This is a genomic window from Bradyrhizobium sp. USDA 4504 (genome assembly GCF_054063995.1).
Genome location: NZ_JBSSGV010000001.1, coordinates 6,288,683 through 6,305,746 on the forward strand (window position 1 = coordinate 6,288,683; position 17,064 = coordinate 6,305,746).

At 61.8% G+C, this 17,064-nt stretch carries 15 protein-coding genes; 14 read left to right on the forward strand and 1 reads right to left on the reverse strand.

Translation table 11 applies throughout. From position 1 onward, the window contains the following. Positions 1-239 precede the first annotated feature (239 nt). From pqqA to cydB, 14 genes are all read left to right on the forward strand, one after another. A complete protein-coding gene (pqqA, locus tag ACVMB1_RS29660; protein WP_456849455.1) occupies positions 240-392 on the forward strand; it encodes a pyrroloquinoline quinone precursor peptide PqqA in 153 nt (50 codons plus the stop codon). A gap of 96 nt (positions 393-488) precedes the next feature. Then, complete coding sequence (locus ACVMB1_RS29665) at positions 489-2,954, forward strand: membrane-bound PQQ-dependent dehydrogenase, glucose/quinate/shikimate family (RefSeq protein ID WP_456849457.1); 2,466 nt, start codon at positions 489-491, stop codon at positions 2,952-2,954. 197 nt (positions 2,955-3,151) lie between these two features. After that, positions 3,152-3,469: a DUF3551 domain-containing protein gene (locus ACVMB1_RS29670; RefSeq protein WP_456849459.1), complete on the forward strand. Its 318-nt coding sequence runs from the start codon at positions 3,152-3,154 to the stop codon at positions 3,467-3,469. A gap of 36 nt (positions 3,470-3,505) precedes the next feature. Next, entirely contained in the window at positions 3,506-4,420 is a 915-nt protein-coding gene (locus ACVMB1_RS29675) for a 3-hydroxyacyl-CoA dehydrogenase (protein WP_456849461.1), read from the forward strand. A gap of 21 nt (positions 4,421-4,441) precedes the next feature. After that, positions 4,442-5,413: a 3-hydroxyacyl-CoA dehydrogenase NAD-binding domain-containing protein gene (locus ACVMB1_RS29680; protein WP_456849463.1), complete on the forward strand. Its 972-nt coding sequence runs from the start codon at positions 4,442-4,444 to the stop codon at positions 5,411-5,413. Positions 5,414-5,468: 55 nt separating this feature from the next. Continuing rightward, positions 5,469-6,671: an acyl-CoA dehydrogenase family protein gene (locus ACVMB1_RS29685; RefSeq protein WP_456849465.1), complete on the forward strand. Its 1,203-nt coding sequence runs from the start codon at positions 5,469-5,471 to the stop codon at positions 6,669-6,671. A 55-nt stretch (positions 6,672-6,726) separates the two neighbouring features. Continuing rightward, positions 6,727-7,929: an acyl-CoA dehydrogenase family protein gene (locus tag ACVMB1_RS29690; protein ID WP_456849468.1), complete on the forward strand. Its 1,203-nt coding sequence runs from the start codon at positions 6,727-6,729 to the stop codon at positions 7,927-7,929. A gap of 92 nt (positions 7,930-8,021) precedes the next feature. Beyond that, positions 8,022-8,789 carry an enoyl-CoA hydratase-related protein gene (locus ACVMB1_RS29695; protein ID WP_456849470.1) on the forward strand — a complete coding sequence of 256 codons (768 nt, stop codon included), beginning with the start codon at positions 8,022-8,024 and terminating at the stop codon, positions 8,787-8,789. A 27-nt stretch (positions 8,790-8,816) separates the two neighbouring features. Further along, on the forward strand, positions 8,817-10,040 hold the full coding sequence (locus ACVMB1_RS29700) for a CaiB/BaiF CoA transferase family protein (protein ID WP_456849472.1): 1,224 nt from the start codon (positions 8,817-8,819) through the stop codon (positions 10,038-10,040). A 31-nt stretch (positions 10,041-10,071) separates the two neighbouring features. Beyond that, a complete protein-coding gene (locus ACVMB1_RS29705; RefSeq protein ID WP_456849474.1) occupies positions 10,072-10,857 on the forward strand; it encodes an enoyl-CoA hydratase in 786 nt (261 codons plus the stop codon). 321 nt (positions 10,858-11,178) lie between these two features. After that, positions 11,179-12,540 (forward strand): NAD(P)/FAD-dependent oxidoreductase, encoded by a 1,362-nt coding sequence (locus tag ACVMB1_RS29710; protein WP_456849476.1) that lies wholly within the window; start codon positions 11,179-11,181, stop codon positions 12,538-12,540. 55 nt (positions 12,541-12,595) lie between these two features. After that, the gene (locus tag ACVMB1_RS29715; protein WP_456849478.1) at positions 12,596-13,024 is read left to right on the forward strand and encodes a hypothetical protein; all 429 of its coding nucleotides are present in this window, start codon (positions 12,596-12,598) and stop codon (positions 13,022-13,024) included. Between the two features lie 256 nt (positions 13,025-13,280). Beyond that, positions 13,281-14,681 (forward strand): cytochrome ubiquinol oxidase subunit I, encoded by a 1,401-nt coding sequence (locus tag ACVMB1_RS29720; protein WP_456849480.1) that lies wholly within the window; start codon positions 13,281-13,283, stop codon positions 14,679-14,681. Next, positions 14,681-15,691 carry a cytochrome d ubiquinol oxidase subunit II gene (cydB, locus tag ACVMB1_RS29725; RefSeq protein ID WP_456849482.1) on the forward strand — a complete coding sequence of 337 codons (1,011 nt, stop codon included), beginning with the start codon at positions 14,681-14,683 and terminating at the stop codon, positions 15,689-15,691. The genes ACVMB1_RS29720 and cydB overlap by 1 nt, the downstream gene beginning before the upstream one ends. 474 nt (positions 15,692-16,165) lie before the next feature. Here cydB and ACVMB1_RS29730 read toward each other — a convergent pair whose 3' ends face one another. After that, positions 16,166-16,918: a hypothetical protein gene (locus ACVMB1_RS29730; RefSeq protein WP_456849484.1), complete on the reverse strand. Its 753-nt coding sequence runs from the start codon at positions 16,916-16,918 to the stop codon at positions 16,166-16,168. Between the last annotated feature and the right edge of the window lie 146 nt (positions 16,919-17,064).

Consider the following 17,064-nt stretch of genomic DNA (forward strand, 5'->3'; position numbering starts at 1 on the left):
AACTCCCCATTGAGTTCGGCTAGCCAAGCTTTACGTGCGTCATGCGCGCAGGCGCCTCTCCGGCCTGCAGAAATCGTACCCGATCGGCTGAGAAATGCCAGCCGTCCGTGGTCGTCCTGATCCGAACTACGTGGAACCCACCTTCTGGTTAGCAGCGATTTGGCGCGATTTGCCGGCCTTTACTCGCGATGGCGGCAAATGCGCGTCAAATCACGCACTGCGAAACAATGGAGATCCGCATGACCACCACCCTTGGCCTCAACCCGTCACTGACGAAGCAACTTCCTGCATCGGAACGGGTGGCCCCGGCACAGAAGTGGACCAGCCCGCGCGTAGTCGAGATCGCGGTCGGCCTCGAAATCAACTCATACGCCCGCGCCGAGCTCAATTAGCAGCGGCGACCAATCGCCGAGCTCTCACGGCGCATCAACGCCGGGTCGCCTCGGCGGCTCGGCGGCGTCTCGAAACATCGGAAAAAGGAGAACCACATGTCTTCGACAGTCCATACAGGCCCGGCTGCACCAACACGAGACCGGACCTCGGAATTGCAGAGATACCTCGCATGGACGCCTGCGCTGTTGGGCGGCGTGATCGCCCTGCTCGGTTGCATCCTCGCGGGCGGCGGTGCTTACCTCGCCTCGCTCGGGGGCAGCCTCTACTACGTTGTGGCCGGCGCGATGCTGATCGCTGCGGGCCTGCTCATGATCAAGGGCAAAATCGCAGGCGTCTACATCTATATCGGCGCGGTCGCCTTTACGGCTGTCTGGAGCTTTTGGGAGGTCGGCCTGTCTGGCTGGGAGCTGATCCCGCGGCTTGTCGGACCTTTCGTCCTGCTCGTGCTGGCAATCCTGGTGGCTCCGGTACTCGACCGGGCGGTGGGGCGGCGGGCACGCAATTTGGGCCTCGCGGGCTCCGGCTTCTTCGTCGCGGCCCTCGCGGTTCTCATCCCGATCTTCAATCAGCAGGCGGCACCGAACCAGCTCCCTGAGGCGCGCGCAAACGCTCCCTTCGCGGATTCCGCCTATGCGCCCAAGAAGGGTGAGTGGAACGCCTATGGCGGCGGTCAGAGCGCACAGCGCTTTTCGGACCTTGCGCAGATCACGCCCGCGAATGCCAAGGACCTCAAGCGCGTATGGACCTTCCACACGGGCGACATTCCGAAGAAATACGGATCGGAATTGACGCCGCTCAAGATCGACAATGCGATCTACGGCTGCACCCCGATGAACAAGTTGTTCAAGCTGAACGCCGCGACAGGCGAGAAGCAGTGGATGTACGATCCCGAGGTTCCGGCATCCTGGGTGCCCTACACGGCGGCCTGCCGCGGCGTGGCATACTATGAGAATCCCAAGGCGACGCCCGGCGAGGCCTGCGCGGCCCGCATCATCGAGGGAACGCTCGACATGCGCCTGATCGCGGTGGACGCCAAGACGGGCCAGCCGTGCCAGGATTTTGGCAAGAACGGCGCCGCCGATCTCAAGGTCGGACTTGCGCAGAAGGATAGCGCCACGGGCGCCATCACGCCCGTCGTTCCGGGCACAGCGGCCATCACTGGCGTTCCTGTCATCGTGCACGGGGTCGTCGTCACCGGACATCAGGTGCTCGATGGTCAACGCCGCTGGGCAGCATCGGGCGTCATCCGCGGCTACGATGCTGTCACGGGTGAATTGCGCTTTGCCTGGGACATCAACCAGCCGGAGGTGACGAAGCTGCCGCCGGACGGCAAGCCGTACTCGTTGGGCACGCCGAACATGTGGACGACCGCCGTCTGCGACGAGAAGCTCGGGCTCGTCTACCTCCCGATGGGTAATTCGGCGGGCGACTACTACACCTCGCTGCGCTCGGATGAGGAGAAGAAGTACAGCTCCGCACTGGTCGCGCTCGATGTGGAGACGGGCAAGCCGCGCTGGGTGTACCAGACCGTGCATAACGACGTGTGGGACTACGACCTCGGCTCCCAGCCGACCCTGGTCGAATTCCCCACCGCCGGCGGCAAGGTGCCAGCAGTGCTGCTGCCGACCAAGCAAGGCGACATGTTCGTGCTCGACCGCGCCACCGGCAAGCCGCTGCACCAGGTCGACGAAGTTGCCGTCCCGCAGGGCGGCGCCGAGCCCGACCAGCGCTCTCCAACGCAGCCGTTCTCGCGTTACCACACGCTGCGTAAGCCCGATCTGGTCGAGCACGACATGTGGGGCATCTCGCCGATCGACCAGATGATCTGCCGGATCAACTTCAAGCGTGCTCGCTATGAGGGCCCGTTCACTCCGCCGGAGCTCGACCGCCACAATCTCGAATATCCCGGCTACAACGGCGGGTCGGACTGGGGCAGCGTCGCCGTCGATCCGCAGCGCGGGGTGATCATCGCGAACTACAACGACATGCCCAACTACGACAAGCTTGTCACTCGCAAGGACGCGGACGCGATGGGACTGTTCCCCGCCGGTGATCCGCGTGCGGCCGGAAGCGCCTCAAGCGCTGAAGGCGCCGGCGCGCAGACGGGAACGCCCTATGGCATCCTCGTCAACGCGGGCTGGCAGATGCCGACTGGCGTGCTCTGCACGCGGCCTCCCTATGGTGGCATCCGTGCGATCGATCTCGCCACCGGCAAGACGCTGTGGGATCGCCCGTTCGGTTCGGCTCGCCGCAATGGCCCGTTCGGAATGCCGACCTTCATTCCGCTCGAGATCGGCACGCCGAACAATGGCGGATCGGTCGTGACGGCCGGTGGTCTGATCTTCATCTCGGCAGCAACCGACGATCTGATCAAGGCGATCGACATCAAGACCGGTGAGATCGTCTGGAGCGACGTGCTCCCCGCCGGCGGCCAGGCCACGCCGATCGTCTACGAGCAGGACGGCAAGGAGTACGTTGTCATCATGGCGGGCGGCCATCACTTCATGATGACGCCGGGGGGCGACTCCCTGATCGCCTACGCTCTGCCGGACAAGAAGTAGCAGTCCACGATCCTCGCAACGCGCGGCATCACCCGATGCCGCGCGTTGTGCTGTCAGCAGATTAGAGACAGTTGGCGGATCCGACCAACACCGGCTTACGCACTCGCAACGATTTGGCGCGATTTGCTGCGCTTTACTCGCGTCCACGTCACATCCGGATCAAATAACGCCCAGCGCAGGCAACGAAAGAGATCCAGATGACCGCAGCCGCATTGAGAACAACGACCATTCCCGCCGCGACCTTGGCCGTGGCAATTGCGCTCGGCGCAATGTTCGCCCCGTCTGCAGCGCGCGCCGGCGACTATTGCAGCCTGGACGGTGATTTCACCAAAGACTGCGGCTTCAACTCCATGGAGCAATGCCAGGCAACGCGTTCCGGCATCGGCGGAGAGTGCTTCCTGAATCCAACGAACACAGACAGCGGCATCGCGACGATCAATCGCAGCACCTACGCCTATGTACCCCGTCCAAACCATCACGGGCACACAGGAAGAACGGCCAGCCTCAACAAGTAGGCAACGCATTTGATACTCCGCACAGAAGGACAGACCATGACGTCACTCGAAACCACCAAGTCGAAGAACTCGTCGAATGTTACCCGCACCGGCCGACTCTTCGTTCTCGAACTGAGCGGCGACCGCGTTCACTCGATGAATCCCGATGGTTCCGACCGCAAGGTCATCGTCACCGATGGCCGCCTCCCCGACGGCATCGTCGTGGATGTTCAGGCGGGTCACATCTATTGGACCAATATGGGCGCTCCCCCGCTCAACGACGGGTCCATCGAGCGCGCCGACCTCGACGGCGGGAATCGCAAGGTCATCGTCCCGCAGGGCATCACCCACACGCCGAAGCAGATCCACCTCGATAAGGCGAACAGCAAGCTCTATTGGTGCGACCGCGAGGGCATGCGCGTGATGCGCGCCAATCTCGATGGCTCGCAGGTCGAAACGCTGGTCGAGACCGGACGCGGCGACGCGGATGCGCGCGACCAAAACCGGTGGTGCGTCGGGATCACCATCGATCCGAAGTTCAAGAAAATCTACTGGACGCAGAAGGGCCCCGACAATGGCGAGCAGGGCCGCATCTTCCGCGCCAACATCGAGATCCCGAAGGGCGAGACCCCGACGAACCGTTCCGACATCGAGGTGCTGTTCGACCGTCTGCCGGAGCCGATCGACCTCGAGCTCGATGTGGCGAACCGTGTGCTCTACTGGACCGATCGTGGCGATCCGCCGCGCGGCAACACGGTGAATCGCGCGCCGATCGACACGAAGGCGACACCGGAGATCGTCGTCACGCACTTGATGGAAGCCATCGGCATCGCGCTCGACGTGCCTGGCAACCGGATGTTCGTCACCGACTTCGCTGGCTCGGTCTATTCCGCCGATCTCGACGGCAAGAACCAGCGCAACTTCCTTTACGCCCAGGGCAACCTCACCGGCATCGCCTACGCCGAAATCTGACGAACTATTCGGAGACATGACATGACCAACGCCAAACCCATTCACCGCATCGCCATCATCGGCACCGGCGTGATCGGCGCGAGCTGGGCCTCGCTGTTCCTCGCCAAAGGACTGCAGGTTGTCGCAACCGACCCGGCGCCGAACGCAGAGGCCTCGCTCCGCAAGTTCGTGGAGACGGCCTGGCCGGCGCTCAAGCGCTTGGGCCTGTCGGCGGGAGCGTCGCAGTCGAACCTCAAGTTCACGGCAGATCTCGCGCAGGCGGTCGCCGGCGTCGACCTCGTCCAGGAGAACGGCCCCGAGCGGATCGATTTCAAGCAGAAACTCTACGGCCAGCTCGATGAGCTGCTACCACCCGACGTGATCATCGCATCGAGCTCGTCCGGGCTCACCATGAGCGAGATCCAGAAGGGCGCCCCGACGCATCCCGAGCGTTGCGTCATCGGTCATCCCTTCAATCCACCGCACCTGATCCCGCTGACCGAGATCGTCGGCGGCGCCAAGACCTCGGAAGCGACAATCCAGCGCGCGTCGGAGTTCTACACGTCGATCGGACAAAAGACGGTGCGCATCAACAAGGAGCTGCCTGGCCACGTCGCCAATCGCTTGCAGGCCGCGTTGGGCCGCGAGGTCTATTACCTCGTCTCCGAGGGAATTGTCAGCGCCGCCGACGTCGACACCGCCCTCTCCTGGGGGCCGGGCCTGCGCTGGGGCATCATGGGCAACATGATGCTTAACCACCTCGGCGGCGGCCCGGGCGGCATCGAGCACTTCTTCCACCAGTTCACCGGTCCGATGTCGGCCTGGTGGAAGACCCTCGGTTCGCCCGTGCTGAGCCCGGAAGTGCAGAAAAAGCTCATCGACAGCGTCCATGCCGAAGTCGGATCCCGCTCCGTCCAGGAGCTGGAGCATGCGCGCGACGAGATTTTGCTCGGCCTCATCGAACTGCGCAAGCGGTCGGAGACAGTTGCTCCGCGCGAAGTCGCAGCCGAGTGACGATCCGCTGCAGGCGCAGGTTCCCGGCTTTCAAGCCCACAATAGGAGACCCAAAATGCTCACCAAAGCCCCAAAACAGCTTCCGCTGCCAAATAGCGACTTCTTTCAATTCGCTGAAACGCTGGGCGACGAGGAACAGGGGATCGTAAGGAAGGTGCGCGCCTACATGGAGACGAAGGTCGCACCCATCATCAACAAACACTGGGTCGAGGACTCGTTCCCGTTCGAGCTGCTGCCGTCGTACAAGGAGCTAAACATCGCCGGTCTCGGCATTAATGGTTACGGCTGCCCGGGCGGAAGCCCCTTGCTGTTCGGCCTGGTCGCCCTCGAGATCGCGCGGACCGATGTTTCGTTCTGCACCTTCCATGGTGTGCACACCGGTCTCGCGATGAATTCCATCTACCTCTCGGGCACCGAGGAGCAAAAGCAGAAGTGGCTGCCGCCGATGGCGCGCATGGAAAAGGTCGGTTGCTTCGCGCTGACCGAGCCGCTGGTGGGCTCAGGGACCGGTGCTGGTCTCATGACCACGGCGAAACGCGAAGGCGACAGCTGGATCCTCAACGGCCAGAAGCGCTGGATCGGCAACGCGCCGTGGTGCGACATCTCGATCGTCTGGGCGCGCGACGTGACCGACAACCAGGTCAAGGGCTTCATCGTCGAGAACAAGGTGACCCCCGGGTTCAGCATCGACAAGATGCAGAACAAGATCGCGCTGAAGGTGGTGCAGAACGGCCAGATCACGATGACCGACTGCCACGTTCCCGATGCGAATCGTCTTCAGGGAGGCAAAGGAACATTTCGTGACCCTGCGCTGGTGCTGCGCGGTACTCGGCATGGCGTCGGCTGGGAAATCACCGGTGCCCAGATGGGAGCCTACGAAAATGCCCTGAAATACTCCCAGGAGCGCTTGCAGTTTGGCAAACCGATCGGGTCGTTCCAGCTCATTCAGGAGCTGCTGGCGAAGATGCTGGCTAACATCGTGGCCTGTCAATCTATGTTGGTTCGCTCGGTGCAGCTGGAGACTGAAGGCAAGCTGACTGATGCGCAGGCAGCAATTGTCAAGGCGTTCTGCACGTCCAAAGCGCGGGAAACGGTCGCGTGGGCCCGCGAGGTGCTGGGCGGCAACGGGATCCTCGTTGACTACAACGTCGCGCGCTTCTTTGCCGATACCGAAGCGATCTACTCCTATGAAGGCACCTACCAGATGCAGAACCTGATCGTCGGCAAGGCGATCACCGGTTTCAGCGCCTTCGTGTGAGATTTGCAACTGCGCCGGTGCCCCACGCTTTCAAACACAGCAACAGGAGTCGAAAATGCTCACCAAAACCTCGAAGCCGCTACCGGCTCCGAACAGCGATTTCTATAACTACGCCGACCTCCTGACCCCTGAGGAACGCGCGATCCATCAGAAGGTGCGCACGTTCATGGAGTCCAACGTCGCGCCGATCATCAACAAGTACTGGGTCGAGGACGCATTCCCGTTCGAGCTGGTGCCCCTCGTCAAAGAGCTGAACCTCGGCGGCCTCGGCATCCAGGGGTATGGCTGCGCCGGCGGCAATCAATTGCTGGTCGGCCTCATTGGAGTGGAAATGGCGCGGGTCGATGCTTCGTTCGCGACCTTCTTCGGCGTCCACAACTTCCTGGCGATGGGTTCAATCGCGGTCGCTGGATCGGAGGAACAGAAACAAAAATGGCTGCCGCCGATGGCGCGCATGGAAAAGATCGGCTGCTTCGGCCTAACCGAGCCGCTGGTCGGCTCGGGAGCGGGTGGCGGCCTGACCACGACCGCTAAGCGCGAGGGCGACACCTGGGTCCTGAACGGCCAGAAGCGATGGATCGGCAATGCACCCTGGTGCGATATCTCGATCATCTGGGCGAAAGACATCGACGACGACCAGGTCAAGGGCTTTATCGTCGAGAACAAGAACACACCCGGCTTCAGCGTCGAGAAGATGCAGAACAAGATGGCGCTCAAGGTGGTCCAGAACGGTCAGATCACGATGAAGGACTGTCGGGTGCCGGACGCAAATCACCTCGCATCGGGCGCCCAGTCCTTCCGCGACACCGCGCGCGTGCTGCGGGGGACGCGGTATTACGTGGGGTGGGAATCAACGGGATGCGCGATGGGTGCCTACGAGCACGCGCTCAAATACACTCAGGAGCGATTGCAGTTCGGAAAGCCGATCGCCTCGTTCCAGCTCATTCAGGACCTCCTTGCGAAGATGCTCGCGAACATCACCGCCTGCCAGGGCATGGTGGTTCGCACGGCCCAGCTCGCGGACGAAGGCAAGCTGACTGACCAGCAAGCCGCGCTTTCGAAAGCGTTCTGCACGGCCAAGGCGCGTGAGACGGTCTCCTGGGCGCGAGAGGTTCTCGGCGGCAACGGCATTATCGTCGACTACAACATCGCGCGCTTCTTTGCTGATGCCGAGGCGCTCTATTCCTACGAGGGCACCTACCAGATGCAGAACCTGATCGTCGGCAAGGCGATCACCGGATTCAGCGCTTTCGTCTGAGACCCCAAAGCGCGCCGGCGTGCCTTTGCGTCGGCTCGCAACTCCAAGAAAGAGAGATCAACATGTCATCGACAACACCGACACTCGCAAACGTGCTCTACGAAAAGCGCGGCGCGACCGCCTATGTGACCATAAGCCGGCCAAAGGTGCTCAACGCCCTGAACACGGCGACATGGAAGGACCTGCGGGCAGCGTTCGAGGATGCACGAGAGGACGCTGCGGTGCGCGGCGTCATTCTCACCGGCGCGGGCGACAAGGCATTCATCGCCGGCGCCGACATCAGCGAGCTCGCGCATGCGAGTGCGATCGACGCCGAACGGTCCAGCCGCTACGGACAGGAGGTTCTCGATCTCATCGAGAATCTCGGCAAGCCAGTGATTGCGGCAATCAACGGCTTTGCGCTGGGCGGCGGCTGCGAGACGGCCATGGCGTGCACCATCCGCATCGCCGTCGAGCACGCGAAGTTCGGCCAGCCCGAGGTCAAGCTGGGATTGCTTCCCGGCGGCGGCGGCACGCAGCGGCTGCCGCGCCTGGTCGGAAAGGGTCGCGCGCTCCAGCTCATTCTATCCGGAGAGACAATCAGCGCACAGGAGGCTTATCGCATCGGGCTCGTCAACGAGGTCGTACGGGCAGCCGATCTCATGGCGCGTGCCGAAGCCATCCTGAAGATGATCGCTTCGAACGCTCCGATCGCTGTGAAGCAATCGCTCGAAGCGGTGAACAAGGGAATGGATACGAGCCAGAGCGAGGGCTTCTTCCTCGAAGCCTCCTACTTCGGCCTGTGCGCCGGGACGGAGGACAAGAAAGAGGGCACGGCCGCCTTCCTCGAAAAGCGCGCCCCGCAGTTCCTGGGCCGCTGAAGCAGAACGACGATTAGGAGAGACCCAATGGCAAACGACAACATCTTTTCCGGACTGAAGGTCGTCGACTTCTCGACCTACGTTGCGGCTCCCGGCGCCGCCGTGATTCTGTCCGACTTCGGCGCAGACGTCATCAAGGTCGAGCCGCCGAGCGGCGACCCCTGGAGGCAGGGGCACAGGATCCCACCGCAACCGGCGGCAGATGATCCCTACCAGTGGCATCTGGCCAACCGCAACAAGCGCAGCATCACGCTTAACCTGAAATCGCCTAGCGCCCAGCAGGTTCTCAAGCAGCTTGTCAAATGGGCCGACGTATTCATCGTCAACACGCCGCACCCCGCGCGCAAGAAATTGAGGCTCGAATACGACGATGTAGTGCCGTGGAATCCACGCCTGATCTATGCGGACCTCACCGGCTTCGGAGAAAAGGGGCCAGATGCCAATCTGCCAGGCTTCGACATCACGTCATACTGGGCGCGCAGCGGCCTGCTGTCCATGACCCGCGATGCTGGGGCGCCCCCGACCTTACCGGTGGGCGGCAGCGGCGACAATGCGACTGCTGTCGGAATCTATTCGGCGATCGTCACGGCGCTCTACCGCCGCGAGCGCACCGGCAAGGGGGCGTATGTCACGACCTCGCTGCTCGCCGAAGGCGTCTGGTCGGCGAGCGTTTCGATCCAGGCCGCCTTGTCCGGCGCGAAGTTCTACGGGCTGCACGATCGCATGCATCCGGCCAATGCGGCGTTCAACGTGTATCGCTCCTCAGACGGCACCTGGTTCGTTCTCATCGTCACCGCGGACAGGTTGGCCGCCGTCGCGAACGCCATCGGTCGCCCGGACCTTCTAACGGATGACCGGTTCTCCGATCCGGCGAAGCTGATCGCAAGCATGCCACAGCTCACGGCCATCCTCGACGATGTCTTCGCAGCGCAGCCCATGGCACATTGGAATGAGGTCTTTAGCGGCGTGCACGTCACGTTCGGCGCCGTGCGCGGACCGCTAGAGGTCGTCGACGATCCGCAGTTGCGGGCGAACGACATCATCGTTCCGCTCGAAGGCGCCGGTGGCAAACTCAGCACGACGATCAGCAGTCCGATACAGGTGCACGGTGTCGCCAAGGTCCCTGCCCGGCGCGGACCCGATCTCGGCGAGCACACCGAGGAGATCCTGCACGACCTGGGATTCGACGCGAAAGGCATCGATGACCTGCGCGCGAGCGACGCCGTGCCGAAAGTCAAGGAACACGCCTGACACAGGACGGACAGAGAAAAGGAACAAGCCCATGAACGACATTCTCACCGAGCGTGCCGACGGCACCCTGCGGGTCCAGCTTAATCGCCCGGTCCAGAAGAACGCGATGACGTCTGCCATGTATACGAACCTGGCCGACATCCTCAACGAAGCTGACAAGGACGATGCGATCCGTGTCGTGCTCTGGCACAGCACCGGAAACGTATTCTGCGCCGGCAATGACGTCGTGGATTTCCTCAAGAATCCGCCCAGACCGGGTGCATTTCCGCAGGGCGATCTGATGGAGGCGTTCGTCAAGTTCGAAAAGCCGATCGTCGCGGCCGTGCAAGGCGCGGCGATCGGCGGTGGAACGACGATGCTGACGCACTGCGATTTCGTTTACGCGGTCGAGAGCGCGAAATTCCAGCTGCCGTTCATCAACCTGGCCTTGGTACCGGAGTTCGGATCGAGCTTTTCGATACCGGCGCGCGTGGGCCATCTCCGGGCGGCGGAATTGTACTTGCTGGGAGAGCCCTTCACGGCCGCGCGGGCAGCGGAGCTGGGCCTCGTGACCCGCGTGGTGTCCGACGCCGACCTGCTCACAACCGCCACCGCAACGGCGCAGAAGCTGGCGGCAAAACCGAGCGGCGCGTTGCTGGCGAGCAAGCGACTCCTCAAGGAGCCTTCGATACGCCAGCTCAAAGCGGCGATCGAAAGCGAAAGCAAGGAGTTCATGGAACGGGTGAGCGGGCCAGAGGCCAAGGAAGCGCTCTCGGCTTTCCTCGAGAAGCGTCCGCCCGATTTTACGAAGAGCCCGACGCACGCGGCGACCGAGTAGTCCGCATTCGTATCAACCGGGCGCGTCCCGTCACAGCGGCGCCGTCCGGAAACGCGTGGAGCCGATATGAAAAACGTTCTGAGCGTGGTCACGTTCTCCATAGGAGCTCTGTGCTTCGCGGTGTTCCTGACCATGTTGAGGCCGCAACCGACCGGCGCGGTTACGCAACCGGACAGGCCCGCGTATTGCAGACTGGCCGCTTTCTGGTGCGTCGGGTTACCGTAGCGGACCCGAATGGATGCAGCCTTGAGAGCATCACGCTGCGACGAAACTACCTGAAGCTGCCAAGAGCACGAACGAGGTGAACCTATGGGTGCAACATTGGAGGAGATCCGACCTGGCGAGGCAACCGCCGTTGTTGAGACACCCCAGCAGAAGCGACAGCGCGTCGTCATCATCGGAGGCGGCTTCGCAGGAATCGCAGCCGCGCGTGCGCTCCGGCGCGCCGATGTCGATGTCATACTGATCGACCGCCGCAATCATCATATCTTTCAGCCGCTGCTTTACCAGGTGGCGACGGCGGTGCTCTCGCCTGCGGAGATTGCCGCGCCGATCCGTCAGCTCGAAGCGAAGCAGAAAAACCTCAGCGTGCTCCTGGCAGAGGTCACCGGCATCGACGTGGCTTCCCGCACGATCGAGGCGTCTTCGCCCGGCGCGGGCGCGCTTGAGATCGCCTACGACTACCTGGTGGTCGCGACCGGCATGCGTCCGAGCTACTTCGGGCACGACGAGTTCGCTCAATATGCGCCGGGCCTCAAGAACCTCAGTGATGCCGAGACGATCCGAGCCAAAATCCTCGGCGCGTTTGAACTGGCCGCAACGACTGAGGACGAGGCTGAACGCGCGCGTCAGATGACATTCGTGCTGGTCGGCGCAGGCCCAACGGGTGTGGAACTCGCAGCATCCCTCGCGCAAATGGTGACGGTCACGTTGCGCGGCAACTTCCGCTACATCGATCCGGCACAGGCGAACATCATTCTGCTCGACGCTGGCAAGCGGGTTCTGTCGACCTTTGCCGAGTCACTGTCCCGCAGGGCGACCCGACGGCTCGAAAAGCTCGGCGTGAAGATCTTGACCGAAGTGAAAGTCGAGACCGTCGACGCGCAGGGCGTGGTCGCCGGCGGAAACCGGATCCCCAGCGCCACGGTGCTGTGGACCGCGGGGGTTGCGGCATCGCCGGTCCCAAAGATGCTCGGCACCAGGACCGACCGCGCAGGGCGCGCGCTGGTTGATCCCTTCCTGAAAGTCGCGGAGGCGCCCGGCGTCTTCGTCGTCGGCGATGCGGCGTCGGTCATGCAAAAAAACGAACACCCGGTGCCAGGCGTGGCGCAGGCGGCAATCCAGGAAGGACACTATGTCGGGCGGCTGATCGCCAACGAGCTGAAGGGACGGAGGGTCAAGCGTCCGTTCAGCTATTTCGACAAGGGCAATATGGCGATCGTCGGCAAGAATTACGCTGTGCTGGAGCGCGGCTGGATACGCACGAGTGGTGCCCTGACCTGGCTGGTGTGGGCGTTCGTTCACATCCTCGCCCTGCCGCAGTTGCAGAACCGTTGGCGCGTGCAGCACCAGTGGCTCTGGTCGTATTTCACCGGCCAGCGCAGCTCGCGATTGATCCCGGAGCCGCCGAGGGCCCCTGCTCCCGCGCGGGACTCGCGTGAGGGCCACCAGCCGGCATCGTAAACGGCGGCATGCTTGCGATCGATGATTGGGATTCTTGAGTTGATGGACGATACAAGTGCTCGACCACATTTTGAGATTTATGACGCTTGGCACCGTCATAGTTAGCAGTATTGCCATCTACGCCGCGCTGCACACCAACAACAGGCGTGTAGGAGCTGACATTTTCCTCAAGTATTCCGACCGGATCTCCAACCTGAGGCGCGACCTCCCGATAGCTGCTTTTGTTGAAAGAGACGCACCTTGCAACCTGGACATGACGCCAGAAGAGCGTCGAGCAGCACATGAAATCATTTACTCAATCTACGAGCTTTATGAGCTTAAAGTGCATGGCTTCCTTCCATCGGCGATCTGGAAGATAAGAGAGCCCGATATTGAAAGGACTCTTTCTCTTCCGCTTTTTCGACAAGAGTTAGCTGCTTTAGAGGGTCGATTTACCAGGCACCCACGTTTTGCGAGCTGGCTCGAACAGCTCAGGCGAGGATAGGCCGGCTTACGAGCAATCAAATCTGAGGACTTCAGAGAGCAACGCCGGGCCGAATTGCATACGGTCGATCACCGTTGAGCGTGTACTCAACATCGTTGCTTCCGCGGCTTTCGAAGAATTTGCCGGGATTTGGCAGCGTTTACTCATGCATCTGAACCTCGCCAGCTATTTTTGAGCGAGCCTGCATGCTGCAGACGGCTTTTAGAGAGCCCCTCGGCTGCTCTCTCGACACCACCGCAACAAAAGAGGTTCAGCGATGCACTTCGATCCAGTCCTGTTATCACGCATCCAGTTCGCCTGGGTCGTCGCCTGGCACATCCTGCTGCCAGCGTTCACCGTGGGATGTGCCTCCTTCATCGCGGTCGTCGAGGGCTTGAGTTTCGCGACCGGGCGCGAAGAATATGCCCGCATCTCGACATTCTGGACCAAGATTTTCGCCATCGCCTTCGGCATGGGCGTCGTGACCGGGCTCGTCATGCCGTTCCAGTTCGGCACCAACTGGAGCCGCTATGCGGCCGCCGCCGGCGACGTCCTCTCGCCGCTGTTTGCATATGAGGGCCTTACTGCCTTCTTCCTGGAAGCCGGCTTCCTCGGCGTCCTCTTGTTCGGCCGCAAGCTGGTGCCGCCGTGGGCGCACTTGTTCGCCGCTCTCATGGTGGCAATCGGGACGTTGTTTTCCACGTTCTGGATCCTGTCCGCCAACAGCTGGATGCAGACGCCAGCCGGCTACGAGATCGTCAATGGCCAGTTCATTCCGATAGACTGGATCAAGGTGATCTTCAATCCGTCCTTTCCTTATCGGCTGGCGCACACTGCATTCGCATTCTTCACCACCACCGGCTTCGTGATCCTTGGTGTCGGCGCATACCTACTGAGGCGCAACCGCTCGGTTCGGGAAGCGCGCATCATGTTCTCGATGGCGCTGTGGGCGCTGACCGTGCTGGTGCCGATGCAGATGCTGATCGGCGATATGCACGGCCTTAACACCCGCAAATATCAGCCTGCAAAGCTGGCGGCCATCGAATCTCGCTGGGAGACCGGCAAGGGCGTGCCGCTGACGGTCTTTGCGATTCCCGATGACAAGGCCGAGCAGAACAAGTTCGCGATCGAAATTCCATTCCTCGGAAGCCTGATCCTGACACACGATCTCCATGGCGAGGTCAAGGGTCTGAAGGACTTCCCCGCCGATCAGCGGCCGCCGGTGGCGATCCCCTTCTTCGCCTTCCGCGCGATGGTGGGATGCGCGGGCCTGATGTTGGGGCTAGTGCTGCTGGGCGGCTGGTTGCGGTGGCGCGGACAACTCTACGACACGCGGTTGTACCTGTTGGCATGTCAGTGTGCGCTTCCGCTCGGCTTCATCGCCGTCGTCGCCGGATGGTTCGTGACCGAGGTCGGCCGGCAGCCCTGGACGGTCTATGGGCTCCTCCGCACGGCAGCCTCGGTGTCGCCATCCCTGACGAGCTCCGACGTGACGCTCTCGTTGTTGGCTTACATGGCGGTCTACCTGATGATCTATCCCTGCGGGGTCATGCTGATTGCCCGGCTCATTCGCAAGGGCCCGGTCGAGATCAATGAAACGGCTTCGGCCATCGAGGCTGGTATTGCCTCCGCGCCGGTCCTCACCCCGGCCATCAACGTCGTCAAAGGAGAAGTGTAATGACCCAGGTCCTCGATTTGGTCCCGATCTGGACAGTGATCCTGGCCGCGGCCGTGTTCTTCTACGTGCTGCTGGACGGCTTCGATCTCGGCGTCGGGATGCTCTATGGCCTGGCGGGCGACAAGCGCTCCCGCAACACTATCATGAACTCGATCGCCCCCATCTGGGATGGCAACGAGACCTGGCTGGTGCTTGGCGGCCTTGGGCTCCTCGCCGCGTTCCCCAAGGCCTTTGCGGTCATCATACCGGCCGTGTATTTCCCCATCCTGGTTATGCTGCTTGGACTGGTGTTCCGCGGCGTTGCGTTCGAATTTCGCGTTCGCGACGCCGAGAACAAGACGTTCTGGGACTGCGCATTCTGCTACGGATCTGCCATCGCTACCTTCGCGCAAGGCGTCGTGCTTGGCGCATTCGTCCAGGGTTTTCCGGTTCAGAACGGGCAATTCGCGGGAACGTCCTTTGCGTTTCTCACGGCCTTTTCCGTTCTGACTGGCGTCGCCCTGATGTTCGGCTACGGCCTGCTCGGCGCCGGCTGGCTCATCCTGAAGACCGAAGGTGACGTTCAAGCCGCCGCTCGTCGCCAGGGCAGCGTCTGCCTCATCGGAGTTGTGGGCGCAATCGCGATCGTGAGTATCTGGACGCCCATCATGAGCCCCGCAGTGGCGGCGCGCTGGTTCAGCTGGCCCAACATCGCGCTGTTCGCCCCAGTGCCGGTGTTGTCCGGCGTGATCGCGCTCAGGATATGGCGGTCGCTCAACAGCGAGGCCGAGGCGACGCCATTCTTTGCTTCGGTGGGGCTGTTCGTCCTGACCTACATTGGCATGGCCATCAGCCTGTATCCGATGATAGTGCCCTATCAGCTGACGCTGTGGGAGGCCGCCTCCTCGCCGCGCACCCAAGCTTTCCTTCTGGTCGGAACGCTATTCCTGCTCCCGGTCATCCTGACCTATTCGAGCTGGTCGTATTGGGTGTTCCGCGGAAAGGTGCGGTCCGAGGTCGGTTATGAATGATCGGCTCTCGCCAGCTTTGTGACGTCGAGTGATGATCGACCCATCATTGGCCTACGTACACCGTGATGGGTCAGCAGCGCACCGCAATTTGGTTTCGTTCTATCGGATGGCGCGATAGCAAAGCTCGACAGCTCCGACGAACTAGCGAGACCTGGTGTCAGGGATCAGTACATCGATCACCCAAGTGGCCCTCGCCCGATGATGATTTGGGTTTATGGTGCGCTCGGAGGGAGTTCGCATTATATGTGATTTCAACGGGTTGCGGAGGTAGATGACGAGCTTGGGTGCATTTCCGGCGTCTAAATGCCTTTGGACAGTCTTCCCAACGACCTGACGCGATCTGGCTGCCAGCTGACTCATGGATTTCGATTCCGCGGGTCGGGAGTTGGAATCTCTCCGAGCGCGCCAGCACCCTAACTGCCACCGTGGCCCGGTAAGCTGCACGCCTGCTCGTCGAGTATCGCATCCCAGCTTTCAAGGCCGTGAGGCGTCGCCAGCCTCAAACACTTTTCGCAGCAGCTTTGCCATCAGTTCGTAGGCTTCTTGCTTGGTTGTCGGATTGGGCGGCGGGGGATGCCTCCGGCTCCGGCTGGCGTGCCTGCCCCAATCGGCGGTCCGTTTTAGGTTCTCAATCTGTGCCTTGGGAGCCCAATTGAGAGTGCAGAATTTGTGCGCGCCGCCGAATTTCTCGATCAGGCATTCGAGGGCTTTGTAAATGTCGAACCAAAAGGTCGGTGGAGAACCGTGATCGGACGGAGAAGCCCGGCCGAAAAAGATCAACGCATCTTCCAAGAGATCGTCCGTGTCAGCGATGGCCGCCCATCTTTGGACGTCGCTCTCTTTAGGAGGCGGGTTCGGCTTCGGCACGTCGTCCGGCCCTATCACGACGGCCACTGCGTGCATTCTCAACCGAGCGCGCTCAACAAACCCCTCAGCGAACAGCGTCCTACTATGCTTGCCATCGGATGCAAATTCGATAACCCCGCCGAATTGAAGCGGCTGCCCCTGCATCGCGACAAACATAGCCCCGTTCAACCGCTCGATGTGAGTGACTGCCCGGTCGCGCACCTCATTCGCAGATGTGAGGTCACCAAACGAGTTTGATCGCAATACTGTATCGGCTCCATGCACCTCGACCCACGGATCAAACGGCGGCTTGAGCATGTCACGCCAGTCTTGCAGATCGAACTCGTGCCCTTGAAGCACGGCCCCCCATTGCTTTGGCATCGCCCCCTCCAGCGCTCCTCAAGGCATTGTTGTAACACCAAAAAGCGACGACGTGGTGAGCTGGCTCTTAGCTTTGCTCCGTTGACCAAGCCCGTGTGCCAAGCCGCACGCACGGCCCCAACCGCTGGCGGCTTGCTCTCACTGCT

Bases quoted from the DNA above. Each gene is read 5' to 3' on its own strand.
- ACVMB1_RS29670 (WP_456849459.1), top strand. From the start codon at position 3,152: ATGACCGCAGCCGCATTGAGAACAACGACCATTCCCGCCGCGACCTTG.
- ACVMB1_RS29700 (WP_456849472.1), top strand. From the start codon at position 8,817: ATGGCAAACGACAACATCTTTTCCGGACTGAAGGTCGTCGACTTCTCG.
- ACVMB1_RS29685 (WP_456849465.1), top strand. From the start codon at position 5,469: ATGCTCACCAAAGCCCCAAAACAGCTTCCGCTGCCAAATAGCGACTTC.
- ACVMB1_RS29720 (WP_456849480.1), top strand. From the start codon at position 13,281: ATGCACTTCGATCCAGTCCTGTTATCACGCATCCAGTTCGCCTGGGTC.
- ACVMB1_RS29675 (WP_456849461.1), top strand. From the start codon at position 3,506: ATGACGTCACTCGAAACCACCAAGTCGAAGAACTCGTCGAATGTTACC.
- ACVMB1_RS29730 (WP_456849484.1), bottom strand. From the start codon at position 16,918: ATGCCAAAGCAATGGGGGGCCGTGCTTCAAGGGCACGAGTTCGATCTG.
- ACVMB1_RS29680 (WP_456849463.1), top strand. From the start codon at position 4,442: ATGACCAACGCCAAACCCATTCACCGCATCGCCATCATCGGCACCGGC.
- ACVMB1_RS29665 (WP_456849457.1), top strand. From the start codon at position 489: ATGTCTTCGACAGTCCATACAGGCCCGGCTGCACCAACACGAGACCGG.
- ACVMB1_RS29690 (WP_456849468.1), top strand. From the start codon at position 6,727: ATGCTCACCAAAACCTCGAAGCCGCTACCGGCTCCGAACAGCGATTTC.
- ACVMB1_RS29705 (WP_456849474.1), top strand. From the start codon at position 10,072: ATGAACGACATTCTCACCGAGCGTGCCGACGGCACCCTGCGGGTCCAG.
- cydB (WP_456849482.1), top strand. From the start codon at position 14,681: ATGACCCAGGTCCTCGATTTGGTCCCGATCTGGACAGTGATCCTGGCC.
- pqqA (WP_456849455.1), top strand. From the start codon at position 240: ATGACCACCACCCTTGGCCTCAACCCGTCACTGACGAAGCAACTTCCT.